The organism is Paenibacillus sp. Marseille-Q9583, assembly GCF_976954365.1.
In genome coordinates, this window is the sequence record NZ_CDRJTB010000008.1 from 40,278 (window position 1) to 64,240 (window position 23,963).

Below are 23,963 nucleotides of genomic sequence, written 5' to 3' on the forward strand. Positions count from 1 at the left end.
GCTCACGCTCTCTTTCTATACATAATTAGTTCTGCTCCTGCGCTTGCAATTCTGCAAGCGCATCGAGCATGTTCAGAATGACGACCACAGCTTCAGCACGCGTCGCCGAGGCGGCCGGGGCAAACCGGTTGTCCCCGCGACCGTTCATTACTCCCGCCTCCTGGGCTGCTGCCACGTACGGCTTCGCCCAAGCCGGGATTTGATCCGCGTCCGCATAAGAGAGCTCATGCCCTTCCGAAGTCTTCAGGCCCAAGCCGCGAACAATCATCGCTGCCAGTTCTGCTCGGCTAATCGAAGCCTTCGGACGGAAGGTCCCATCCGCATAGCCGCTGATCAGGCCGGATTCCAAGGCTAGCGCAATATAAGGATTCGCCCAAGCTTGAATTGAGCCTGCGTCCGCGAAGTCCAGCGAACTGTTCGTACCTTGCAACTTCAACGCTTTGACCAACATGACGACGAATTCGTCCCTGCTGACCGCCTTATTCGGCTTGAACGTCTCGTCGATATAGCCCGCTACGAATCCAAGCTCGACGGCCCGTTTGATGAACGCTTCTGCCCAATGGCTCGCAATATCGTTCAGTCGAACCGTTGTCGATCCGCCAGACTCCCCGCCATTGCCGTTGCCGTTCTCTTTGCCATTGCCTGGATCTCCGCCTCCCGGATTCGAACCGCCGTTTTGGCCTCCTTCCGGATCTGGAGTTATTGGAGTCGGAACCCATCCTCCGCCACCAGAGCTAGGCAACGCTTTGATTTTGATCTTGAACGTTTTTTTCGCGGATGCATCTCCCTTGCTGATCGTCGCGGTCAGCACGACCTCCATGTCGCTGCCTGACGGACGTTGCAACAATTGTCCGTTGGCATTCAGATAGTCGGGCTTCGAGCTGCTCCAGACGATACGCGTGCCGAGCTGTCCTTTCTGCGGTAGATAGAGATTCGCGGCAATGCTTTCATTCACATTAAGCTCGATCAGACCCATTACGTCTTCGATCGTTAGACGATCGCGCGCAACGCTCAGCCCGGCATACGCCTGCTCGGCCTCAGGACGAGTCAGCTGGGCGTTTTGAATCGCCGCAGTCGCTTGTACCATCGCCTGTTGAAGCTGTGCCCAGCCCTCAGGAGAGTAATTGTCCTCCACGAGCTTGTTGGCCTCAATAGCCGTCAACAGGTCGATAATCGGCCGTAGATTGCCGAGCTTATATTCCTCTCCGTACACTTCAAATTCCTCAAAGGAATAGCCGAACATTGTAGCTCTGGACACGCCTTCGAACTTCACGTATCTGGCCGGCGTGCTTTGGAAGGTAGTCACGACGCGTCCCGGCTTGCCGTTAATCTCGCCGTTGTTGTCTTTCACGACATTCGTCCAGTTCTCCTTGTCCTCGGACACGAGAATGCGGTACTTCGAACCGTAAGCCGTTTGCCACAAAATAGATACAGCATCAATGTTCTTCACTTCACCCAGATCCACCATGAACCAGGTATCGTCCACCCAATCGCTGGACCATCTGGTGTCCCCTCTGCCGTCCACCGCTTTGTCCGCCGTGTAGGACGAGGATTCCGGCAGCGAGGATTCGGCTTGCTTATGCAAAGCCAGATTTCCATGCAGGTCCACGTAGGTGTTCCTTACGATGAGTTCGTCAATCAAGCCTTTAAAAGCATTCGTTTCACTGCCTATTTTGGCTACTGGCAATACGAACGTTTCCAACTTGGAGCCGTCTTTGAGAGTAGCCGTATACTCACTGCCGTTAATGAAGATGGAGGTCCCCGTGTCGTCGCCGATCATAATGACATGGGTCCAGTGGTCGGTCGGCAGCTTATAATTGAATTCACTGGCGTAGTTTTCTTTCGTGATGGCCAGTTTGCCGCTGCCCCCGATGTTATATTTCAGCTGTCCATCCGGAGATTCCAGCAGCACAGCTCCTTGCGGGTTGTCAGCGTCCGGTTTGATCCACATGGACATCGTCCATCCGAAACCGAGCGTGCGAAGCGGCGTTTCCACGTAGCTGGCTCCGCCTTTGAGCCTTACTGCTTGCCCGAAGATTCCCTTCTCCGTGCCTGCATTCACCGCGTTGCCATCAAAGCCGTTGCCCGAACGATCCGCGAAGCCCTCGTCGAAAGTATAATCGAGCACGATATTGCGCTCATTGTCGACTTGAAGCTTGTGCGACTGATGAACACCTGGCGGGTCCACGTACTTTGCGGCATCCGCCTGGAAGCTTGCAAAGTTCCGGTCGACGCGGTTGCCTCTCCACAGCTTCTCCGCCAACACTTGCATGGAAGGCAAGATACGCTGATGCGAGTCCGCCATGGAGACGCCCTTCTCTACGGACACGTCGTTCCAGAGCGCGAACATGCCGCCTTTTACCTGCGGGTGCCCATAAGGAAGCTTCGTCTCCAGCCAATCGTTAGGCTCCCACTCATTGTAAATAAAATCGTAATTCAAATAGCTGCGGTACAGTTGCGGAACGATATAGAGCAAGTTCGTGTTGGTATTGACAACATCGTAGCCAAGCTCAATGGCCTGCAGGACACTTCCGTACGGCTCATACCAGATGTCCATCGTCGCATTGTTGCTGACTGGCGTCGTGCCGTCATATGCGGACAGACTGCCCCACAGACGAGCGCGCTTGCCTTTGCTGTTAATGTGGTTAAGGAGCATATCCGCGTACCTGCGGAACGCCTCCTTGTCGTCGCCGAAATATTCATCCGTGCCGACGTGCACGTCCGGGCCGACGAAGGTCGGATTGCTGCCGTCAAGATACTCGTCAAAGAGTTCTTTAATGAAGTCGAGCGTCTCCGGACGATTGATATCCAGCTGATTGTTGCTGCCCAACCTAGGGTCGTAGGCGATGAACGCGCCGGAATGGCCCGGTGTATCGATTTCCGGCACGACGTTTACGCCGTATTCCATCCCAAGCAGCTGCAGGTCTCTGAATTGCTGCTTCGTATAGAAGCCGTCCTTGCTCGTCACTCCCGGGAATTTCTCGCTCTCCAGACGGAAGTAACCGACATCGCCGACATCATCGTTCAGATGAATCTGGAACCGGTTCATCTTATAGTAGGACATTAACTTCACATAATCCCGCAAAAATTCGATCGTATAAAACTTGCGGCCCACATCGAGCATGAAGCCTCGATCCGCGTATTTCGGATAATCGCGCGATTGCCCCTTGGGCATCGTCTTATGATCGGCATCGTGGCCGAGCAGTTGAAGGATCGTTTTTGTGCCGAACATGACGCCCGTCTGATTGGAGCCAGCGACGGAAGTATATTCGCCGATATTCAGCTCATAGCCCTCTGTCCCCAATCCCGCTTGCGCGTCATCCAGCACCAAATAGATGTCCCCCTCTTGAGGTGAACCAACCGTAACCGTCAGCGGAAGCTTCGTTAAATCAAGCAAGTCCTTCCGCAAAATATTGGCCGTCCCCCGCAGAGCCGCTTCATCCTCCGCGCGAATGACGATATTGGATTTGTCCGTCAAGCGGAACTCGCCGGTTGTGCCCAGCCACTCACGCAAAGAAGGAATGACTCGCGGCTCCGAGTTCCGATCGCTCGTCTGCTCGTAGAGACCGGGTACGGTGACTAGCGCATTATCCGCTAACAGATATGTCGGATCGCTGTCGCTCTCGATTTGCAGCAGCAGCTGAACCTGAGTATCCACAAGCGGCGCATGAATATTGCCCTGCTCGTCGATCACCGGCAAGCTGTCCGTGTTCACCAACGTCAGCGTATAACCATCCGGTACAGCGGGCAGGTTCAGCTGAGTGTCTCCCTCGGAGACGACGATGCTGTTTTTGACCGCATCCATCATAGGCGGCAACAGCGGTTTGCCTTTGTATACCTCAAATTCCCAAAAGGAGTATCCGTAATAGATACCCTCAATTGGACGTCGCGTTACTCCTTGGAACTTAACGTATTGCGCCAGTGTCGGCTCAAAATCGATCGTATCCTCGACTGGTCCGCGGGCGACGAGCACGCGGTTGTCCACGAATACGTTCCTCCAGGTTACCGCATCGTCAGACACGAGAACTTGATATTGTTCCGCCGGAGTCTGCCAGTTGATGATTACTCTTCCAATTTCTACAGGCTCGCCCAGATCAACGTAGAACCACTGGTCATCCGTTCTTTCCGAAGACCAGCGGCTTGCATCCCGATTGCCACCGTCGACCGCTTTCTCAGGCCCGAAAAAGTCTACTTCGTTCGACGACGAATAAGCCGTCTTTCCTAAAGCCAGATTACCTGTTGCGGCGTCGGACTTCTCCGATGAAACGGCAATTAAAATGAAAGCGATAACAAAAAACACTAAAAAAATATTCCTATACCGTAAACGCACTAAGATCCCCCCCCGTTGTTTATTAGCTCGAATTTTACTCCAGCTTACCGCATGACCTTCTATGCTCAACTGCTGCAGCAATTTTATTATAAGTAGGGGCATTCGTTTCATCGATATACTTGTGTTTACAATACATATACAAATGTGGACATTCGGCCTTCTACGGCTGAATCAAGCATGCCAGCATTTCTGTCATATCTCGTGCCAATTAATAGTACAAAATCGTGATCCTTTCGAAGAGTAGTGAAAAAGAAAAAAGCCATTTCAGTAGAAGTGGCTTTTCTTCATGTTATGGAAATGGAGCCTAGGGGATACGCTAAGCCCTACACATTCTTCGTCTACCCGTCATGGGAGTCTAAAACGACTAGACCCATGAACAAATCTTGGCGTTTGATGTGGAATTAAGGGGAATCATCCTAGGCTTTAAGCCCTATTCTTGAGGGGGGAGTATATCCGTTGCCCTATTCAGGACCTGCCGATCTTATAGGATAATATAGAAAATGTATCTCACTTGAGTAAGGGATGGGAGTGATTCCTCTTGTTACAATTAAACAGCGAACTGTGGGGCAAGCTAACCGGTCCTTACGAGTCGGGCGAACTAGTACCTGAACTGTTGGAGCATCTGATGCTTGATTTCGATAAAGAAGTTTTCGACGAGCTATTCCAGGAGCACTTATATCACCAAAATACGATCTATACCGTCACTTACGCGGCAGTACCTTATCTGGCCAAACTTGCTCGCGCATCAAAAAATATGGAAGTGCGCCATGAAATCTACATCACTTGCGGGATGATCGAGTCGTGTCATGACAAAACAAGATCAGAGCCGTATCCCTCGGATTGGAACGAACTCGCTGCTGAAGCGGGAAACGAGGTTTGCGCGGAGATGTACCAATCTTACTTAAAAGCGATAGCGGAGCTTGCTTCGCTGGTTTCAGAGATGTTGGCCTACGCCAAACAAGAAATAAGCAGCGATACCGAAAAAAGATATGTTCTCATTGCCGACGCGGCTTATCGGGAATCCCAGAGTGTGGCAAACATGTTTCTGAATTTTACGGCTGGCGACGAATATGTGGCCGTTTGCGGAGCATGCGATCAAGAGGCTTACTTGTGGCCGAGCGGAGAAGGCGGTCGTATACAAGCATTCGCGGAAGATCCGATATTCGAACCCCTTCAGGCGGCACATGAGGTTACTCCCGTTGAGGCATTCGTTGAAGCGGAACATCAAATACTGGCAGAGCGAGCCGATCAGCTGGGCGATTCCTCTTTTTTGAACCAATTGCCGTATTTGGCCGGGGAAATGAATTGTCCTTCATGCGGCGCCAGAATGCAGGTTTGGCCTAGTTTGCTTTCCACTTTTGGAGGGTAATAAACAGGAGCTGGATATCGCATCCATTTCTATGTTTGGGAGGTATGACTTTTCAGTGTTTCTATTTATTACACATGCACGAGGGAATACGTCCTAACAGAAAGCGAACAACAAGCAATCACACCATTGTCCAACGTTATGGTCAGGATTTTGAAGGGAAAGACCGGGCGGAGTCTTTCACGGTGTACAAATTAGATTCGTCCAGACCGACGGAGATCTTCGCTGGCGCTACCAAGCTGTCCATGACGGATCAGATTGAAGATTTGCTGAACGATTTATTTCATTGGTTGAAATGTTTGACCGAGGTACGTAGAAAAGTAGACGGTGGCGAATGGCGTCAGTTCTACTGAATCTCGTTAAACCCTAACAGACTCAATGATCGCTAATCTCCCCGAAGGGAGGTGAGGCCATGGAGGTTTATTAAGCGTTGTCACTGATGTTCATGTTCGGCATGTTCGTTATTGTTTTGCTAAATTACCTCAAAAAGAAATAGACCGCCCTATCGAAAAGGAAAACGGTCTATTTTCTGACTGAACATCTGAAAGCCGCCGCCCTTAAAAGCGGATATTGCACCGAGAGTCGTGTTGACGCACGGCTCTCTTTGCATTGTACGTTTTATCTACCCAAACTATACCACGATCTAAACCAAAAAAAAGTGACTCCACTCTCCAAACAACAAAGAAACGGCATTTCCGCCGTTTCTTTAGATGGACTCTCAGGGGATCGAACCCTGGACAAATAGATTAAGAGTCTACTGCTCTACCAACTGAGCTAAGAGTCCATATAATGTTTGGTGGAGCCAAGGGGGATCGAACCCCTGACCTCATCGCTGCCAGCGATAGAGATGGTCTAGGTTTTAGAATGCTAATGCAGGAATAATCCTTATTATGCAAGCATTTCCTACGACTGTCAGATGATATAAACAATTCTTTTATGATACTTGGTAACAGCGTTTGTCCCCAGTTCGTCCCCATTAAATGATGTAATATGTTTCAGCACTCCATATGCATCGAATATGTATACTTAAGCCCCACATGGACATTTAACATCCACGCCTCTACCCTTAACACATACCTCTGCTTTACCATCACTTGTGATACGGTTCCCCGCGTTTGATCTTCAACTCTCCTGCCCGTTCGTATTATGAGATCAACCAGTTCTTTCTAGTTGATCCTTTTTTCATTTGCATAGAAGATTAAAGTAGCCTGGTCGAACGTACCTGCCCGTGGGACTTGATCCCGAGAGCTATAATGTTCACCCCTACTTGTCATGACCATGATTGAGGCTGGTTGGGACGTAAGATCCCGTATAACAAGCGATGCTATGGAGCGACAAGAAGATCAACCTTAGGGGATGCCGGTGAATCTACACTTACAAGGGGAGATGAAATGAATCCAGTTATCGGTCTAGATATTTCTAAAGAATAAAGCCATGGACAAGCCTTTCTAGAGCGCGGAAAGCCATTCCAAGGGATATTCCACTTCGAGCACACTCGAGATGGTCTAGCAAATTTCCTTCAAGTTTTAACAGAAGTTGAATTTGCATCTCAACAACGTCCTTTGCTTATTCTAGAAGCAACCGGTCATTATCAAAGTCCCGTTGTTCAGTTCCTAGAGGAACATCATTATATTTATATTGTCATTAATCCGCTCATCTCAAATCGGCTTAGGAAGTCTCAACTTCGTAAAGTAAAGACGGATGCTGCTGACGCTTACCTATTGGGAGAACTGTACTACAAAGAAGAATTTGAACCGTTTAAGAAAAGAGGTGTGCAACTTCTCAATCTGCGCTATCTTACAAGACAATATGAGTCTCTTTCAAAGATGTGTGTACAAACTAAACTACAATTCCAAGCTGTTTTAGATCAGGTTTTCCCTGCTTACAAAGGTGTCTTTGGAGCTACGTATTCCGGTATTTCATTACAGTTTTAAGTGAATTCCCAACCTCATATTCAGTATTACAGACGGATGAAAACACACTCAAATCTAAGATGAAAGAACTGCTTTCTTCAAAACGGGGGCAACGGCTGCTAGTTGCGGCAAAACAAAACCCATTTCAGCAAACCATGTATGCAAGCCACTTAATCAATTTGAAAGTCCTTATTACCCTCATTCTTCAGTACCAAGAGCATCTTACTGGATTGGAACAGAACATAGAGCGATGCTTTTCTCTCCGCCTGTTCAATTATTGCAGTATTTCTGCTTTGTTAGTTATACGCCGTTTCCTTGCGTGAAGTAAAAAACAAACGGCACGGGGCTTTCCCATGCCGTTTTGAATTCCATTTTTATTCCCGTTCATACCTTTGAGCTTAACTTAATGACATTGCCTGTTTGGGTGTCCTTATTGTTTTTCTAAGTTTTGCTTGCTAAGCGACTCTATTCAGCATCATTCTGCTCTTCCAGCCATCTCAAAATCGCTTGGTTTGTTTCTTCCGGCTTTTCTTGCAGGATCCAATGACCGCAATCCAGATTGACCACTTCCGCATTAGGCACGAACTTTGTCAGGTTTTCAGACCTCTGGACCGTATCCCGGTCACCATAGATCATGAGGGTCGGCTGTACCATAAAAATGAAGGGGGTTGCGATTTTGGATGAGCTGTTTCATCCCTTCTTCATTTAGCGATTTGATTTATGCCTCGCATTTAAAACGTTCTGACTTTTGATGAGAATTAAACCCTAAATGATTGAGAAATACAGTAGCTCCTCTCTCCTAAAGATCAGGGAAACAATAGACCCAGATTTATGCAGTACCAAAAATCCTTTTAACGATTCTTTTGTTATTTATATTTCCTTATTCTGTAATATTATTTTTGCAATGTTGAAATTTTAGCCCTTCTTCAGATGAAGCGATCAATATTCCAAGCCTTCTTAATCGTGTTTCTTCTTTCTTGGCGCTCATTACCCACCAGATAGAATCTCTTTTATAGGATGGTGATAAATTAGTGAAGAATAGCCAGGCTGTTTGATTTGCCTTGATTTGTTCTTCATATTCTTTGGCAAGTTCCACGTTTCTTTGTTCAGAGGAATAGCCTTGTGCATCGGTTCTGTTGTTAAAGACGTGCATTCCTTCTGGTCTCATCTTTCCAAGCTGTATTAGTGCTTTTACCTTCTTTACGTTCACAGCACTCCATACACTATTTACTTTGCGCGGAGTAAAGCGAATCTTATAGCTTTGTTTATCAATGGTTTTTCGTATACCGTCAATCCACCCAAAACAAAGAGCGGCATCTACTGATGCAGACCAAGTAAGGCTTGCACGCCCTGTACTTATCCCAAAATAGCCCACCCAAATTTCACTAGCTTCAGCATGATGTTCTTCTAACCAATCGTTAAACTCTTCTTGGTTGTTGAAAAAAACTACATCTCCCATTGTTCCAGCCATTTTAAAATCGCTTGGTTTGTTTCTTCCGGCTTTTCTTCCTGGATCCAATGACCGCAATCCAGATTGACCACTTCCACATTGGGCACGAACTTTGTCAGGTTTTCAGACTTAGCAACCACGTCCCGGTTGCCGTAGATCATGAGGGTCGGCTGCTGGATGATTGGGTTCACTTTCGCCAATAAGCGCCAGTTGCGGTCAAGGTTCCTGTACCAATTTATGCTGCCCGTGAACCCTGATGTTTCAAAAGCGGAGACGTAAACGGCCAGCTCGCTTTCGCTCAATACGGGCTCACCGAGCGGTGTTTCTGCTCTGGCGAGATTGATCAACGCCATACCTGGCTCAGGTGCTCTGAGAGGCTCGTTCTTCCGGTACAGGTTGCGAAGGAACCTGTATGTATTGTCTTCGAATACGGCGTCCGCGACGCCTGGCTGTCGATTGAAGTGGACGAAATAGAAATCGCCGCCAAGTATTTCTTCCATGAACTCGATCCAGGGTTTTTCTCCGCGCTCTTGGTAAGGCAAGCTCAGATTTATCACTTTATTGACGCGGTTTGGATGCAACAAGGTCAGTCCCCAAACGACGAATGCACCCCAGTCATGACCGACAAAGGTAGCGTCCTCGTATCCATAGTGATCGAGAAGCGCGATGAGATCACCCGACAAGTGTTCAATGTCATAGTCTGTTACTTCGGTCGGACGGGATGAGTTGCCGTAACCCCGCTGGTTGGGGACGATGACATGGTAGCCCGCTGCGGCAAGTGCGTCCATCTGATGGCGCCAAGAAAAGGCATGCTCTGGCCAGCCGTGGCAGAGTACAATAGGTTTTCCTGCGTTTTCTCGGCCTGCTTCAAACACTTCGAGTTCCACACCGTTGGCTGAAATAAGGGTGGGCTTGGGAAAATCGGTTGGATTAAACATTAAATTAAAACCTCCTTCTTGTGATACTTGTAGTATAATGGATAAAAGGTGACATCAAGGTGTCACCATTCTGAAATCATGTAAAAAAAGAGGGCAATTATGGACAAAGTGGAGAGACTCATTTCGATTATCATGATATTGCTGAAAAAAGAGGTTGTTTCTACAACGGAATTCTCACAACTATTCAATGTCTCCAAAAGAACGATCCTTCGCGATATGGAAACATTGAGCTTATCGAACATCCCGATCTACTCTGTCAATGGGGTCAAAGGGGGCTACGGCATAATGGATGAATACAAGGTTGATAAACGCCTTTTAAGCAGCTCCGATTTACAGAATATATTAACTGCGCTCGGCGGATTGGAACAAATCCTCCGTACTGAAGAAGTTGAAAGAACGATAAAAAAAATAGAGGCAATGGTTAGTCCATTGTCTCTAAATCGTTCCATTCAACTGTCGTTTTATGATTGGGAAGGTCGGTCCGAGATTCTTGAAACCTTAAAGACATGTCAAGAATCCATTTCAAAAAAGAGGCTGGCTTCGTTTGATTATACAGATAAGGACGGGGCTGTAACGAATAGAATGGTCGAGCCCTATGAGCTGCATTTTAGCGAATCGAGTTGGTACTTGAAAGGATTCTGTTTACATCGACAGGGATATCGAACTTTCAAGTTATCTCGGATCGATCATATTACTATGGATGAACGCGCGTTTCATCCTAGAGACGATTGGTCAGAGCAAGTACACGAAGCAAATTATCTACCTGAATTCGTCACGATTAAGGCATGGATATCGCCTAGCATAAAAGATCAAATCATCGAAAGGTATGGTCGAAGAAGTATTGAAGACCATAGTTCTGGATTTTTATTAGCAACCATTTATGTCCCACAAAATCGTATGGGATTTCAACTTTTAGCAAGCTTCGGCACTCATCTAAAAGTTGTAGAGCCCAAAACCTATGTTGAAGACTTTCGAAATTATTTATATCAAATGATGGAGAACTATTCCTGATATATTTAGCATTTGTATTTCTTTTAATAAAATTGGAGTTAATTCCATTGCAAATAGTTGTGTAATATATTTTCATAATTTGTAGTTAAGAAAAGCTTAAAGTCCATTTGTTTCAGATCCATATAGTTATGAAGCAAATCATTTTCCACTTTATTAATTTTTCTCTGTACAGTAACTGCTATATGTTCTTGAATATCTTCTTCTTGGACTGTTGTATATTTTTTCAAAGCATCAATTGCCTGCCAGTAATCGTATCTCTGTAAATCTTATTCTACAGCTAACTTTACAAAAGACGTATCACCTACGGCGTATTTCTCAGCTATTTCCCTTATTAAACTACCCCAATCTGGCACATTAAAAGGTATAGATAGCCCTGCACCGATAAAAGGAACAATTCTATCTTCATTATAATCTTTACATAAATAATCTAAATGCACACTCATATATGTCTCCTCTTTCAAATGGGATAGCTTTCTTTCATTGTTTAATAGTACCAAATTATGTGAATGTTCATAGTTGAGTTGAGCTCTGTTCATTTCCTAATTCAATATAATAAATAATACGCTCTATTTGTGGTAAGCTTCGTCCTAATTATAACTAAAAGGCAGTATCCTTTCCTGCTTCAAGAATACTGCCTTTTAATATCATTATCTTTTATTTAGTTTAGGTATTCCCTATTATTTGTCAACACGGTATGTTGACACTACACACTCCACATGGCTTGAGTAGTAGTCGCAGACAGATGTATTTGTGTTTACCTTAAAATATTGAAAAGAATATTTATCCACTTCACGTTATCAACTCAGTAATTGATTCTTAATCATCGGGAAACTGATCAAAAGTCGCATAAACAACAAAAAAACGGCATTTCTGCCGTTTCTTTAGGATGGACTCTCAGGGGCTCGAACCCTGGACAAATAGATTAAGAGTCTACTGCTCTACCAACTGAGCTAAGAGTCCATATGATGTTTGGTGGAGCCAAGGGGGATCGAACCCCTGACCTCATCGCTGCCAGCGATGCGCTCTCCCAGCTGAGCTATGGCCCCGCGAATTACTCCGTTATGTCAACGGTCAGTCAACGTACAATCCGCTCGTATCAACGGTTTTTAGCGTTCAGTCAATCCGCTCGTATTCTTTCCGCCTAAATAATATATCACACGGGAGCGCATCGCTGCAACTATTTTTTACGCATATCTGTCGAATGTTGCGGAATACTACATCACGCCTTCCGATACCTCCGTTCCCGCGCCTTAATCTCCGCTAATACATCCGCAATCGGACGGCCGTATTTACGTGAGTGTGCCGCCGTTAATGCCGCGTTATCTACGGACGTATAGCGCTTGCCGACGGGAGCCAATGCGTCCGCCACGAATGGCGCTTCGTATTCGCTCTCACGCAGCCAACACGCGATAAACTGATACTGGCGCGTAGCTTCGAACGCTTGTTGCGGATCATTAAATGTCCGTGAGAGATACGGCATTAAACGCTTATACGTATCGAGGTGCGTATTGCGGAATAAATGCCAATTGACGGACGCGGACAATAGCGTATCGACGAAGCCCGGATACGAGTGGAACGCGCTGAAATCGTGAAACGCGATGATCGGCGCTAATTTATACTTCGGGCCTTCACGTAAAATCCGCTTAGTAAAGTGAACGAGGCCCCGCGACATAAATTGATGTGGCTCATTTAGTACGAGTAGTGTTCCGGCAGCCTCGTCCTTCTGCGCCAGTTTAATAAGAAGCGTCAGCATTACGATCCAATATCCGAGCATCTCCTTAACGCGCTCCGGCATCGGTACGCCTTCCGGCATTACACAGCGGATAATAACGACTTTACCCTCCGCGACCCATCGGTATAAGTCCATTGCGGGATTATACGTTTGGCAAAACATCGGCTTCAAAAATTCGCTACTCGTTATTTGCGTAATCCTCCGCAAGACCGGTCCGTATATCTGCCCCTGCTTACCTTCGCTCATCTTATCGTAGTCGCGCCACGTATCCATATCGAACGTATCGTCTAACTCCGCTATCTTTTGTTTACGGAATGCCGCCGAAGTGAACATCGCTTTCATATCCGTTAGATCACCGTTACACACTTTCGCCGCATCCCGCGTAAATTCCGACGTTTGAAACTTATCTTCGTCGCCGTCCGATAATAGGAAATCCGTTAGATACTCCGCTATTGCATCGGCGGCAATCCGCTTATCACTAACGTTATGAAGCACGGTTTGCAGTCCGAGATATGGCGCGTAAGCTGTATCCGCTAGATTGATGTCGATAACGTCTTCCGGTGCTAAGTGGTCGCGGATCGCGTCCGCCATGCCGCGTTGATTACCGGCTTTATCCCGATTATGTTCGTCGATGAAATCCGGTATAACTGCGCCTATTCCGTGGTTCCTCCGCGCTTCGACTACGAGATTGACTACGTGTTGATCCTTGCCCATGCGCGGTGATCCGTTAACAGCACGCGGCATATACAGTTTATCCGGACTGTTCGTCGGAATATGAACGCGATGCTCTACGCCGCGATCCGTAGCCGTACCCGCAAGTATACCGCGCTCATCTAGGAAAGCGCGGGGCAGCTCGATCTCAACGCGCCGATTCGACGTTAGGACTTCGGAAAACTCCGCTTGTAAATCTGCGGTAGGTAGCTGCGTTAGTTTACCGAGCTCATCTACGCTCATTATATTCGGAGCGATTTCGCGCACTTTCCATCCGCACAATTCGGCTCGCGCTCTTACGTTAACCTTTACGCATTCCAACCGATTATCGCCCGCTAAACCTCCGTATGCGCTCGCTACTGAACGCGCCAACATCCCGCGCTTAATTGGATCGGCGGACGTAACGGCGCAGCGAATCGACGTTTTAAATACGGGCAGATTACGCTTATTCTTTGTCTGCGTAGATAGATCGCCGTTAACGAGTAGCTCCGCGCGATCCGGATTAGGTAACGCCTTCCGCTCGGATTTAACCGCCGGACCTGCGCCATGATATAGAGATTTCTCTACGCCGGACATTACGTCCTCGATTAGCGTTTTGACTTCGTAAAAGATATGCGCTGCGCCCATCGCTAGTGTACGCATTAGCCGCATTGGATCAAATCCGGGTCGGTAAGAGAGCCCTCCGCCTTCCCACGTTTCCCACGCATAGTCCGCGAGTTTCTTCCATTTATGGCGCGATACTGTCTCTGTACGAATAAATACACTAACCGATTCGCCTTCGCTTAATTCGTTCGTTACGCCGAGTAATTCGCGTATAGGCGTCGTCTGCTCGTTATAGCGGAAGTCTAGCGAGAACATATCGTGTCTGCGGTATTTGAGCGCATATAAATCCGTATTGTCTGCGGTCTGAAACGTAAAGTCATCTGCGATTTCTAGCGTTGACTTACGCCATTGCTCATGATTGCGGAATTTAACGCGGAAGGATTCGGCGAATTCGACGGGCATGGCGCAGTAAAACGTTATGGAATCCGAACACATTTGCGTAATCCACCAAAAGTCCGGAGCTGGCTTCGTGACAATGCGATAACCTTCGCGGCGTGGTTTAGTGCGTGCGGAGAATAGTTCGTAGAGTGAGCGTTGGAAGTTACGGGATGCGGAGTTTAGCGCGGATACATGCGGAATTATTTTATATACGACGTACGCGCTCACGTTAATACACGCCAGATTACGCCGACCCAAAACGTTAAAAACATACGCCCCATCCATTTACCGTTGTTGCCGACGATAGGCGCGACCATCATTCCGAGCGCACATACGATAATGCCGAACGTAATAATTTCCGGAGAATATGCGTTCATTGCCGCGATGATTCCGGTCGCTGTCTCACCAAGTACGCGCGATATAAGTCCGGTAATTGTCTCCGTTATATTATCGATTACGCCTCCGCCAATGTCCGGAAGTGCGGCGCCATTTATACGTATTATCATTGCGCCCACCTCCTATAACATCCGCAGCCAGTTACGGATATCGACCGCATGGCGCACGATAATGTAACCGATGCTTCCGCCCATTAGAAACTCGATCGCCTTCGTATGGTTGCCGAACATCCACGTAATTCCGGCGTATACGATGATGCCGACGCAGAGCCAATCGGCGATACCGAGCACCGTTGAAAATACCGTTACCCACGTCGCGGAACCGGCCGCAACTGACGATGCGAACGCGACCTTCGGGATTAACGCGAGGTGAACGGTGGCGGCCGTTTTGGTTAGCGAAGTGGATATGCGTGGCGCGGATATCTTTGGCGTAATGATGCCGGATTGGAATGCGCCCCATTCGAGCGCAACGGTTTTAGTCATACGTATCATTCCTTTCGGATTGGATATACTAGGCGTAAATTTAACGCAGAGGAGTTGTTAATATGGCGTTTATTATCGGATTAATCGTCGGCGGAACTATCGGAGCGATCACGTTTCTGTTTTAATTCAGCGGTCATTGCCGCGTATAATATCGCTTTTACAAATCCGCTAAAGTTGTCGCGGCCCTTACGCGCTGCCCATTCGAGTATCTTACGTTGGTGCTCGTTGTCGACGTTGAAATTAACGCCCTTGCGTACGTACTTACTCACGATGACTACCGTTTCCTATCGGGCGCATAGTTACTGGTTGAGTGTTCGTTTGATTAGGCGGAGTGTCGTCGGGCTTAGCTTCCGCCACTACTGCGGCTGTTTTCTTACGCTTCGACCGATCAACTTTCGGCGCACCGCTGCGACTCTTAATCTCCGCCGTCAGCGTTTCAATCGCGCCAATTACTTCGAGCACGCTGTCGTCAACGTCGTCTGCTTCCGTAATACCTTGCGCAAAGTCAACGATCATCTCAGCGAGTATTCCAACGGATACTTCGCCCGCCATACGCTTCAATAACGCTTTGTTTACTAACGCTGCCACATTATCGCCTCCTACGTTTTACGTATGTTTGATGTTATGCGCGGAAGCTCGGTCTATATGTCGTCAAATTTTACGACATTTTTACGGGTAGACAGGCGTTAGACAGCGAAAAGGAGCGCAGGTATCCACCGTCGCTCCCAAAGCGCGGATCGCGTAGGCGACCGCTTTACCCCTAGCGTATGACGGCGGGCTTGTACGTTATACCGGACGAACTCGCGTAATTAAACGAAAAAAGGCGCAGCCCTAACGGATGTTACTCCGCTAAGACTGCGCCTTATTATTACGTATCTATTTCGTTATTAGTTCTCCGCTCGATGTCCGCACAATCAGCGTCTTACACTTCGGACATTTCGCGCTTCCGCCCGGTAGTATCGTCGTCCGTCCGCACGTAGGGCAATCGACTTTCTCCGCAGTTGCGGTCTGTTTAATAGCGATAATAACCGCGATGATTATTCCGACTACAACTCCGAATACGATTACACCTAAGAGCATATTCGTTCAACCTCCGTTAATTTCCGTTATATCTTATTATCGGAGAGTTTCCGCATTTTGTAAATATGCTTAGTCTATTCCGTCTTATCTCCGCTAACTTTGTTCGCTGCGTCAGAAATACCCTCCGCCAGCATATACGCAACGCACGCACCAACTGCGCCGATGACGCCCGTTACATGCAGCACCGTATTATCGCCCGCACCGCTAGCCGTAAGTACCGAAGTAGCCAGCGCCGCCAATAGCGCCCAAAACTTCCGCGAAGATAATTTGCGGATGATATCGTTTTTGTTCATCGTATTATTTCGCCTCCTTTGTAATAGTTGCGGTCTTCGTTACGTTGTCCCACGCGATTGCCGCGCCGAGCTTATCGGATACATCGCGCAAGGGAACATAAACAGCACCGTCAATTAATACGCCATCCTTCGCCTTGCAACCGTTGATTACTACGTTAGCTTTATTTACTATCATATCGGCGGCCTCCTGTTTAACCGGATTTAATTTCGCGTCAACTAGCGCCTTAAACGCTGCCCATCCGGTCCATTTTCCGCTATCGTACATTAAGCGCGGACATATTTTACCGGACCAATCGTAATGTCGGCGCAATCTATCCACGCCCCATCCGCGTTCCTTTAGCATCGATGCTACGAGACTGGCCGCGTTATCAAGCGTCTTTGCGTAGTTGCCACTTTCGCATATCTCTACGCCGATTGACGTACGGTTGCCGGATTTAGCTCCGCTACCGTCTCCGCTGTGCCATGCGTTCTCATTCAGCGGTAAACATTCGACCGCTTCCTTTTCGTCGACTACGATATGAAATGACGCTTGGCGCGCGTTCGTTGGATTCGTTAACCACGCGCGCTCGTTTGCCGCTGATGATACGGGGTTACCCGTATTGTGAATCGTAATCGTAGTCGCAGACATAACGTATCCTGGCCGCCGATTGCACGCGGTCCCCTTCGGTATATAGTCCTTGCGGTAGATATAAGCGCCCATTAAGCCGCATCCTTTCCATGAACTATCGTTTTAATATCGCGAACATCGAGCGCCAGGCTTTCGTACTGTCCCGCTAGCGCTTCGAAACGATCCGTCAATCCCTCCGCTAGCTTCATCAACCGGTCTTCACGCGTAATAGCTTCGCTGTGCATCCGTTCACGCTCCGTTTTTGCCTCCGAGCTGATTCGTTCCTCGCGCGCTTTCGCTTCGTCAGATATGCGGTTCATCTGCTTCCATAGCGCGTAAGCAATGACCGCAGCGGCAAGCGCAAATATTCCGTTCTTGGCAACCTCCGCCCATAGCGTTTCCACTAAGCGATCGCCTCCGTTTCACCTGCGAGATAATCCGCGAGTGCGCGGCCGATTTCGTCGTCGAGCGATTGGAGTACGGATAGGCGGGATTCAGCGTTTGGTAATGCGGCTAGGACTGCGCTAATCGTTGCGGCGAGTTCTGGCGCTGGGTTAGCGGTATCTATCGTACATTCGAGTAATGCGCGTACTTTCATATAACGTCTCCTCTACGTAAAAAGAGCCCCGCTAGGAATAGCGAGACTCTTCGTGATTTATTCGTTTATTATTCGCCGAGCTGCGTATTGATCTGAGCCAGTTTCTCTTTAAGGAAGGCGAGCTCAGTTTTGCGCTGTTCAACGAGTTTCTTATATTCGTCCGCGCTTGCTTGTGCGCGTTTTCCGAGATCTCCGTTAGTTGCCATCTCTTTTGCCATAGCCTCATACGGTGGTATCACATTAGTTTCTAAGTCTTTAATTCCTGCCGTGATTCTTTCTATCTCAGCTGTTGTCTTATCACGCTCAGCCTCCAGTTCTGCCGATCTTTTCTCCGTAGGCGTAGTTGCGTCCTCCATAATAATTTTCTTCCCTTCGACGGTTAATTTAGCGCCCGTCGCCTCTGCTACTGTACGTACAGGTGCGTAGGCGGTACCGTTAATGATAATAGCGTCATCAACTTTCTTGCCGTTCTTCTCTATAGTAAATAATCCTTGAACTTTTTGACCAATAAGACCTACCGAATCCGCAAAGACAGTTACGCCCGAAAATAGTAACGCGCCAACAATGACGCCGGAAATAAACTTCTTCATCTGATAACCTCCGTAATAGTATTTTCCTAATAGTACCATTACGAAGCAGATGTCGTAAACGTTCCACCGCCACTTGTCGCGTTAGCTGGATTTCCGTGGTTATGATTTGGCACGTTAACCGTATGAGTATGCCCGCGATCAGCTTTCGCACTTAAAGCATCCCATAAACTATCAATCTCACTTTGGAGTGTCGTAAAAGAATTCTCCGAGTATAATTTGCTCCATGAACCAAGACGAACAAAATCTCCGCCTGGGTCTAACTTAACACCGGAGCCACTTATCATCGCCCTCCCATTCGCGCTAAAGATAAATCCAGCGCTTGGTGAGTTGTAAATCGTAGACTCACTTCCACCTGCCAAAAACCGGATTTTACTAACGCCGCCATCATACGCGGGAATCAGTATCCCATCGTTAGGCCCTGCATATACACCGAACGCAACGCTCGTCGGATCGATCACTACGCGCGGATAAACGGAGTCTGACGTTTGTATCTTAGCGCCCGTTACTGTACCACCCGTAATTGTCGAAGCGCTGATACGTCCACTAAAATTACCGTCAACTGCGCTCATGATACCGCCACTCGTTACGGTAAACATTCCGTTGCCGACGTTAATTGACGAACCGACAATCGCACCATTCGTAAAGTTGGACGATAGTATATTCGCAGAGTTAGCGGTCAGCTTATTGAGTACGACGTTGCCCGCCATATCCAAACGGAAAGGCGCGGAGTTGAAATCGTCATGCCCTGCGCTAATCCCGTTAGTATTAATTTTGACTACGTTATTACCGCTGCCGATAACCATCGATACGAAACTGCCGAGTTGTCCCGCGATTACCTCCGCTGCTATTCCGGTCGCTGTTATCGCTGTCCGTGCGGTCGCTCCGCCATCCGTCGTTAAGATAAGTCCGTTTGACGTCAGTATGACTTGATCGGATGGGTCCGTTTTCGACTGCAGAACGATACCGCGTTCATCGTATCTAATCTCCGTCTTACTCGCATTAATCTCGTTAACCGCCAGCCGCGCAAACTCTTCGAATACTTCCGCTCGAATCCTCCCGCCGCTAAATACGTTCTCAATCGCGCGGCGCCCCGCCTCCAAGTCCGCGAGTATTTGCGTATAATCACGTTTCATAACGTTGGCGACCGTGAGCTGCGTATGTTTATCGGGCGCATACGGATACTCCGTCATTTCCGTTATTCGTGCTGTGATGCCCGTTAAGCCGAGCGCTGGATCTACGAGCGTTACCGTATCGCCGAGGCCGGGGCGAGCTTCTTGCTTATCGATCTTGAATAAGTCCGCAGCGCTAACGGAAACCTCAAGCGCCGGCACCTCACGCTCGGCTAAGCGCAATCTTGCGGCAGCTACGAGTTTAAGCGGATCGGTTACGTCTTGCTCCGTTAGCAGGTCGTCATAAAACGGCACGCTATCCGAAGCCCACGCGTCAGCATACGGAGATACGAGATAATTAACGCGGAGGATTCCGTCAGTTATTGCGCCGGGAATCACGTTAAGCCGCGCCCGTTCCTCCACAGTTAATATCGACGCGGGCTGTCCGATCCACGTCCGCGAGTCTTTCATTTCCGCATATAGTCGCGTGCATAATGACGACGCACTGTCCGTAAAGGAGGCCGCGATCAAATTACGCGTTACTTGGACGCGATAGTCTGACGCTGGATTGCCGATCTTTTTACGCAAATGTAACGTAAAGTTATCCGGCTCGACCTCCGCGCCATACAGATTTATGACCGCGTTGAGCGCTTCGAGACAGTTGCCGCCGCCGAACGCTTTAACGTCCGCGAGGTCGAACGTGTCCTCGACGGCAATAGAAAAGCGCCCACCGGTTGCCGCCGAGATGAGCGCTGTTAATTGCGTGATATGGATTCCGTAAGCTTCGCGTATATACGACGCATACGGAAATTTGTAATCCGCGAGTTTAAACATGACGTGCGAACACGATATCTGCGCGGTAAGCTTGCGGTCCTCACGCGATCGTTCGCGCTTGTTAATTACGTAGTATTGACCGCGCTCGTCCATTACGTGACCTTTCAGCGGCAACTTATCGCGGAAATCATCGGACGTCATAGGAACGGTAAAAGTCAGCGTATAGTCCGCGTTAATCCGCCGCGTTCGTGTGATATCGTAAGCGTCGCGCAGGATGCCGATGCGCTTGCGGAAACGGTCGTACGATTGTAGTGCGTTGATCAAATGCGCGCCTCTTTTCTACGTTAATATAAATAGCGGTCACGATGCGTAATGCGCGTTAGGATTTCGCGAGCAGCTTCGTTGTCTGCGTAGGTGACTTCGTTCAGTCCGAGTCCGAGCTCGAAGAAATCTCCGTCTAGCAAGTGAATCGCGTTGACCCCGTTTAGCGTAATTGTCTGCTTCTTAACGTCGATGACGAGTTTATCGCCAGGATTAAAGCCGCCATAAAACGCTAGCTTATCTACATGCATATAACGTACTTTTGCGGTAAGTTGCGTAGCTGACCGGATGCCGGCCGTGTGTAGGCGTTCGCGAGTCATTGACGTGAGTAACTCCGTAGCCGATTCGAACACTGCCGCGGATGGTATGTCACGCGTTGGGGCTCCGTTAAATTCCGTCACGGTGTCAAAAACGATACCGACCGCGAAGTCAGCGTTTAAGCGTGCGGATACGTCCGTTTCGGATGCGATCGTAACGTTAAAGAACGTTTGGATAACATAAGGGCGATTAAAGGGCGCGCGATTGAATCCGCCAAGAAACGACATAGGCGTGCGTCTCCTTTCTAACGTAATTAATTGCTATGCAAAAACCCCACCGTTTGATGGCGAGGACTTTCGTTGAGTATGCGAGTTAGAGTGCAGTATGGTCAGACTTAAAAGAACGAAACCGTCACTGATATAGAGTCATCGTTATTGGTATTAACCGCTCGATTCCACACGCGAACAATACCGTCCGCACCCATAAGAATTGGCACGTTTGATGTCACCCCACTCACATCCCCGTGAGACATGCCGTTAACTAGCAACGTGTTATACGGTCTGTATCCAGACGGTAAAGTAGCGAGCATATCATTTGCAGCCCAAGAGCTGCTCTTTTTAACAGATAACGATAAACTAACTACCCCGGTTACTTTTCTAACCGCGCTAAACCCTCGATCCGCCATGCCGTTACCGTAGGTAATTACACCAGGAATCGGGTTTTTATTTTGACTACTAGGCGTGACACTGATGTTATAGAGAACATTGTCGGATACGTCAGATATGAGTACCCACGCAGGCAGTGTTTTGTTAACATTAGTGATATCGTCATAAGTGACGTACAACCGGTAGCGTTTTACGAGGTCTCCACTAGTCGATGATGCAAAAGTGATTGCTGATCCGTAGGCATCTGTAGGGGCGCCGAATACAATACTCTCACCTTCATACAGTTCAATATACTGATCGGTAAACGTTCCTGATATGGCGGAGGATAACCTGTTAGAACTGCCGACAGCATTAAGGTAAGCATCCAACGCACGCGAACTTGTGATGCTTGAAATCCATGCAGCTCCATGAATTTTCGTCTCAACTACCTCAAATTTGAAATAGCATTTCGGTTTATTGCTACCCCATGCGTAGAGCTGCTTTACAATAGATATCCGGTTACTATCGCTTTCTGCAACTTTCCGCCAGGATGAACTATCGAAATCTAGAATAGAGTAAGGGTCCTCACTTTCATAAAACTTGTAAGCACCGATTGATCCCCCATATGAATGCGCGGTCTGGTTCACGTACTCAATTGGCGAATTAGAGGAGAATGTAATGACAACCGGAAAGTCTCCCGCGTTGTTCTTAAAGTGATAAGTACCCGCTGCGTTATTCAGTATTTGGGAAATGTCGTCATATCCACTCAGCATTGCTGTTGTCCACATACCCACCAGAGCGCTATTATCCTTCGTTTTAACTTGTAAATACCGTAAATCTATTTGATCACCAGTTAGTGAACTCCTGATTTCAAGCTTATAAATGTACTTGGCTGATGTCTTACTTTTCGCAACGCCCCATTTCTCCGTCTGCTGCTTACCAAACAGCGCAACCGCAGAATACAATTGCCGCCCTATTGTTGTGTTCGGGTGAATATAATCCTGCAGGAAAGAGGATTTATTGTTAAAGTCCAGCAGGGAGCGTAGCTCCTCTGTCACTTCAACGAAAGGCACACTTGCCGTTTCACATTTTTTTCGAGCCTCGACAATATACTGATCCATGAGATTATCACGTTCATAAAATCCCAAGACAGAAGTATAGTCTCCATTAAATGAGGGCCAGGGCGTAAGGACGACAGTCTTGTTGACGCCTAGCGCCGTGTATATTGTCTCGATATTGGCCGCATACCCCGTTGCCGTTGTCGCTCCCTTTGCTGGGTCCTGGTAACGCACATCGTTTGTGCCAATGGCGAGTACATATAAATCTGCTTGGGTTGCGGTAATATCTGCAAGGCGGTTTATTACATCAACCGTTCCATTGCCACCTATTCCCTTATTAACCATTGTGATATTCGGAAAAAGCGATTGTAACGGAGTAAACCAGCCAATCTCGGTTACACTGTCTCCTACGAACGTCGCCTTTCCTCCTATGTTGTTAACCACTGACAGCATATGATAGAGCATTTTATGTGCTCTAGATGCAAAATCCGTCGTCGCTATATCCGCCAACTGCACGCTATGATCTTCAATATTCCCGCGCAGCGCATCCGCATCGTACGCCGTAAAGTACCGCGCCACTCCAACGCCAACCGCCCACGCCTTCGCCACAGTCCCGCTGAATCCGCGCGTTACGCCCGTTAAGTCATTTCCGCTTTTTCCTTTGTACCTCACCGTTTCCGCCGTCTCATCTACGCCAATCGTCGCAATATTCGGAGCGTCCGGTAGCTTCGACGCATCGAGCAACGTAATTGTCGTCTGAATATCCGTAATTGCTGCCGATAGTTCCGTCGCCGGACTGTTCGCGACCGCCGGAAACATTTCTTGTAGCGCCATCTATTCGTTCCCCTCTCCGCTATTATTGCGTGAATTTAACCGACGTACTTGATACCGCGAAACGTGGACGGTCGCCGACGAGTAGTGTACGCGGATTATCGAGCGGTTTTGTCCATAGTAACGATCCGCCAGTCGCCGCCGTACGTAATCCGATATGCGTCACGAGTCCCCAATCCGCAGTAGCAACGGGGAATACGACTTCGGCGGTATTCGCTGCGGTTTGCTGTCCGCTAACGAGCGTCGGCGCTCCGAATGTAACCGCCTGACGCGCGTATGAACCTCCGCTTACTTCCGTGCCAGTATCCGCTGCCGTTGGGTCCGATTTATATAGCGCAATATAAACGGTAGACGGTCCTGTAAACGCCGTATTGCGTAAAGATGCGTTGAGTAGCGCCGCGCTCAGATAATTCGAAATTTGCATCGCCATTATTCGTTTCCTCCTATTATTGCGCTAAGATCGCGCTGTTTGGACAACGCAAAAAAGGCC

At 48.2% G+C, this 23,963-nt stretch carries 23 protein-coding genes and 3 tRNA genes; 5 read left to right on the forward strand and 21 right to left on the reverse strand.

From position 1 onward, the window contains the following. Positions 1 to 25: 25 nt before the first annotated feature. On the reverse strand, positions 26 to 4,330 hold the full coding sequence (locus ACWNM1_RS05900) for a discoidin domain-containing protein (RefSeq protein WP_449600276.1): 4,305 nt from the start codon (positions 4,328 to 4,330) through the stop codon (positions 26 to 28). 538 nt (positions 4,331 to 4,868) lie between these two features. Between ACWNM1_RS05900 and ACWNM1_RS05905 the strand changes: the two genes are divergently transcribed. The 3 genes from ACWNM1_RS05905 (at position 4,869) to ACWNM1_RS05915 (ending at position 6,192) form a co-directional block, all read left to right on the forward strand. Beyond that, positions 4,869 to 5,699: a hypothetical protein gene (locus tag ACWNM1_RS05905; protein WP_449600277.1), complete on the forward strand. Its 831-nt coding sequence runs from the start codon at positions 4,869 to 4,871 to the stop codon at positions 5,697 to 5,699. A 44-nt stretch (positions 5,700 to 5,743) separates the two neighbouring features. Then, the gene (locus ACWNM1_RS05910; protein WP_449600278.1) at positions 5,744 to 6,049 is read left to right on the forward strand and encodes a hypothetical protein; all 306 of its coding nucleotides are present in this window, start codon (positions 5,744 to 5,746) and stop codon (positions 6,047 to 6,049) included. Positions 6,050 to 6,126: 77 nt separating this feature from the next. Next, positions 6,127 to 6,192, forward strand: a complete 66-nt coding sequence (locus ACWNM1_RS05915; protein ID WP_449600375.1) for a putative holin-like toxin — start codon at positions 6,127 to 6,129, stop codon at positions 6,190 to 6,192. Positions 6,193 to 6,407: 215 nt separating this feature from the next. On the opposite strand, the gene ACWNM1_RS05920 is transcribed toward ACWNM1_RS05915, so the two are convergent. Beyond that, positions 6,408 to 6,480: transfer RNA gene (locus ACWNM1_RS05920), tRNA-Lys, on the reverse strand. Between the two features lie 691 nt (positions 6,481 to 7,171). On the opposite strand from ACWNM1_RS05920, the gene ACWNM1_RS05925 reads away from it, so the two are divergent. Next, positions 7,172 to 7,630: an IS110 family transposase gene (locus ACWNM1_RS05925; protein ID WP_449600376.1), complete on the forward strand. Its 459-nt coding sequence runs from the start codon at positions 7,172 to 7,174 to the stop codon at positions 7,628 to 7,630. A gap of 859 nt (positions 7,631 to 8,489) precedes the next feature. On the opposite strand, the gene ACWNM1_RS05930 is transcribed toward ACWNM1_RS05925, so the two are convergent. Further along, positions 8,490 to 9,080 carry a YdeI/OmpD-associated family protein gene (locus tag ACWNM1_RS05930; protein ID WP_256721570.1) on the reverse strand — a complete coding sequence of 197 codons (591 nt, stop codon included), beginning with the start codon at positions 9,078 to 9,080 and terminating at the stop codon, positions 8,490 to 8,492. Continuing rightward, entirely contained in the window at positions 9,056 to 9,997 is a 942-nt protein-coding gene (locus tag ACWNM1_RS05935) for an alpha/beta fold hydrolase (RefSeq protein ID WP_449600279.1), read from the reverse strand. Before ACWNM1_RS05935 ends, ACWNM1_RS05930 begins: the two co-directional genes overlap by 25 nt. A 99-nt stretch (positions 9,998 to 10,096) precedes the next feature. Between ACWNM1_RS05935 and ACWNM1_RS05940 the strand changes: the two genes are divergently transcribed. After that, positions 10,097 to 11,008 (forward strand): helix-turn-helix transcriptional regulator, encoded by a 912-nt coding sequence (locus ACWNM1_RS05940; RefSeq protein ID WP_076300916.1) that lies wholly within the window; start codon positions 10,097 to 10,099, stop codon positions 11,006 to 11,008. A 266-nt stretch (positions 11,009 to 11,274) separates the two neighbouring features. On the opposite strand, the gene ACWNM1_RS05945 is transcribed toward ACWNM1_RS05940, so the two are convergent. The 17 genes from ACWNM1_RS05945 to ACWNM1_RS06025 form a co-directional block, all read right to left on the reverse strand. Next, entirely contained in the window at positions 11,275 to 11,451 is a 177-nt protein-coding gene (locus ACWNM1_RS05945) for a hypothetical protein (RefSeq protein WP_449600280.1), read from the reverse strand. 444 nt (positions 11,452 to 11,895) lie between these two features. Beyond that, positions 11,896 to 11,968, reverse strand: a tRNA-Lys gene (locus ACWNM1_RS05950). A 10-nt stretch (positions 11,969 to 11,978) separates the two neighbouring features. Further along, a tRNA-Ala gene (locus ACWNM1_RS05955) sits at positions 11,979 to 12,054 on the reverse strand. Positions 12,055 to 12,227: 173 nt separating this feature from the next. Further along, positions 12,228 to 14,660, reverse strand: a complete 2,433-nt coding sequence (locus ACWNM1_RS05960) for a hypothetical protein (RefSeq protein ID WP_449600281.1) — start codon at positions 14,658 to 14,660, stop codon at positions 12,228 to 12,230. Further along, positions 14,657 to 14,938 carry a hypothetical protein gene (locus ACWNM1_RS05965; RefSeq protein ID WP_449600282.1) on the reverse strand — a complete coding sequence of 94 codons (282 nt, stop codon included), beginning with the start codon at positions 14,936 to 14,938 and terminating at the stop codon, positions 14,657 to 14,659. The genes ACWNM1_RS05960 and ACWNM1_RS05965 overlap by 4 nt, the downstream gene beginning before the upstream one ends. Positions 14,939 to 14,950: 12 nt before the next feature. Beyond that, on the reverse strand, positions 14,951 to 15,310 hold the full coding sequence (locus tag ACWNM1_RS05970; protein ID WP_449600283.1) for a hypothetical protein: 360 nt from the start codon (positions 15,308 to 15,310) through the stop codon (positions 14,951 to 14,953). 261 nt (positions 15,311 to 15,571) lie between these two features. After that, a complete protein-coding gene (locus ACWNM1_RS05975; protein WP_449600284.1) occupies positions 15,572 to 15,898 on the reverse strand; it encodes a hypothetical protein in 327 nt (108 codons plus the stop codon). Positions 15,899 to 16,186: 288 nt separating this feature from the next. After that, positions 16,187 to 16,390, reverse strand: coding sequence for a hypothetical protein (locus ACWNM1_RS05980; protein WP_449600285.1), 204 nt, complete (start codon positions 16,388 to 16,390; stop codon positions 16,187 to 16,189). A gap of 74 nt (positions 16,391 to 16,464) precedes the next feature. Then, on the reverse strand, positions 16,465 to 16,683 hold the full coding sequence (locus ACWNM1_RS05985; RefSeq protein WP_449600286.1) for a hypothetical protein: 219 nt from the start codon (positions 16,681 to 16,683) through the stop codon (positions 16,465 to 16,467). Between the two features lie 4 nt (positions 16,684 to 16,687). Next, on the reverse strand, positions 16,688 to 17,383 hold the full coding sequence (locus ACWNM1_RS05990) for an N-acetylmuramoyl-L-alanine amidase (RefSeq protein ID WP_449600287.1): 696 nt from the start codon (positions 17,381 to 17,383) through the stop codon (positions 16,688 to 16,690). Continuing rightward, a complete protein-coding gene (locus tag ACWNM1_RS05995) occupies positions 17,383 to 17,694 on the reverse strand; it encodes a hypothetical protein (protein WP_449600288.1) in 312 nt (103 codons plus the stop codon). Before ACWNM1_RS05995 ends, ACWNM1_RS05990 begins: the two co-directional genes overlap by 1 nt. After that, entirely contained in the window at positions 17,694 to 17,888 is a 195-nt protein-coding gene (locus tag ACWNM1_RS06000) for a hypothetical protein (protein WP_449600289.1), read from the reverse strand. The genes ACWNM1_RS05995 and ACWNM1_RS06000 overlap by 1 nt, the downstream gene beginning before the upstream one ends. A 68-nt stretch (positions 17,889 to 17,956) precedes the next feature. Further along, positions 17,957 to 18,478, reverse strand: coding sequence for a hypothetical protein (locus ACWNM1_RS06005; protein WP_449600290.1), 522 nt, complete (start codon positions 18,476 to 18,478; stop codon positions 17,957 to 17,959). 38 nt (positions 18,479 to 18,516) lie between these two features. Beyond that, positions 18,517 to 20,685: a phage tail protein gene (locus tag ACWNM1_RS06010; RefSeq protein WP_449600291.1), complete on the reverse strand. Its 2,169-nt coding sequence runs from the start codon at positions 20,683 to 20,685 to the stop codon at positions 18,517 to 18,519. A gap of 20 nt (positions 20,686 to 20,705) precedes the next feature. Further along, on the reverse strand, positions 20,706 to 21,227 hold the full coding sequence (locus ACWNM1_RS06015) for a phage distal tail protein (protein ID WP_449600292.1): 522 nt from the start codon (positions 21,225 to 21,227) through the stop codon (positions 20,706 to 20,708). A gap of 107 nt (positions 21,228 to 21,334) precedes the next feature. Continuing rightward, positions 21,335 to 23,476 carry an SGNH/GDSL hydrolase family protein gene (locus tag ACWNM1_RS06020; RefSeq protein ID WP_449600293.1) on the reverse strand — a complete coding sequence of 714 codons (2,142 nt, stop codon included), beginning with the start codon at positions 23,474 to 23,476 and terminating at the stop codon, positions 21,335 to 21,337. A 22-nt stretch (positions 23,477 to 23,498) separates the two neighbouring features. Beyond that, positions 23,499 to 23,903 (reverse strand): phage tail fiber protein, encoded by a 405-nt coding sequence (locus tag ACWNM1_RS06025; RefSeq protein WP_449600294.1) that lies wholly within the window; start codon positions 23,901 to 23,903, stop codon positions 23,499 to 23,501. Positions 23,904 to 23,963 lie beyond the last annotated feature (60 nt).

Bases quoted from the DNA above. Each gene is read 5' to 3' on its own strand.
- ACWNM1_RS05990 (WP_449600287.1), bottom strand. From the start codon at position 17,383: ATGGGCGCTTATATCTACCGCAAGGACTATATACCGAAGGGGACCGCG.
- ACWNM1_RS05935 (WP_449600279.1), bottom strand. From the start codon at position 9,997: ATGTTTAATCCAACCGATTTTCCCAAGCCCACCCTTATTTCAGCCAAC.
- ACWNM1_RS06025 (WP_449600294.1), bottom strand. From the start codon at position 23,903: ATGGCGATGCAAATTTCGAATTATCTGAGCGCGGCGCTACTCAACGCA.
- ACWNM1_RS05940 (WP_076300916.1), top strand. From the start codon at position 10,097: ATGGACAAAGTGGAGAGACTCATTTCGATTATCATGATATTGCTGAAA.
- ACWNM1_RS05970 (WP_449600283.1), bottom strand. From the start codon at position 15,310: ATGACTAAAACCGTTGCGCTCGAATGGGGCGCATTCCAATCCGGCATC.
- ACWNM1_RS05930 (WP_256721570.1), bottom strand. From the start codon at position 9,080: ATGGCTGGAACAATGGGAGATGTAGTTTTTTTCAACAACCAAGAAGAG.
- ACWNM1_RS06000 (WP_449600289.1), bottom strand. From the start codon at position 17,888: ATGAAAGTACGCGCATTACTCGAATGTACGATAGATACCGCTAACCCA.
- ACWNM1_RS06020 (WP_449600293.1), bottom strand. From the start codon at position 23,476: ATGGCGCTACAAGAAATGTTTCCGGCGGTCGCGAACAGTCCGGCGACG.
- ACWNM1_RS05945 (WP_449600280.1), bottom strand. From the start codon at position 11,451: ATGAGTGTGCATTTAGATTATTTATGTAAAGATTATAATGAAGATAGA.
- ACWNM1_RS05985 (WP_449600286.1), bottom strand. From the start codon at position 16,683: ATGAACAAAAACGATATCATCCGCAAATTATCTTCGCGGAAGTTTTGG.
- ACWNM1_RS05980 (WP_449600285.1), bottom strand. From the start codon at position 16,390: ATGCTCTTAGGTGTAATCGTATTCGGAGTTGTAGTCGGAATAATCATC.
- ACWNM1_RS05910 (WP_449600278.1), top strand. From the start codon at position 5,744: ATGACTTTTCAGTGTTTCTATTTATTACACATGCACGAGGGAATACGT.
- ACWNM1_RS06015 (WP_449600292.1), bottom strand. From the start codon at position 21,227: ATGTCGTTTCTTGGCGGATTCAATCGCGCGCCCTTTAATCGCCCTTAT.
- ACWNM1_RS06005 (WP_449600290.1), bottom strand. From the start codon at position 18,478: ATGAAGAAGTTTATTTCCGGCGTCATTGTTGGCGCGTTACTATTTTCG.
- ACWNM1_RS05965 (WP_449600282.1), bottom strand. From the start codon at position 14,938: ATGATAATACGTATAAATGGCGCCGCACTTCCGGACATTGGCGGAGGC.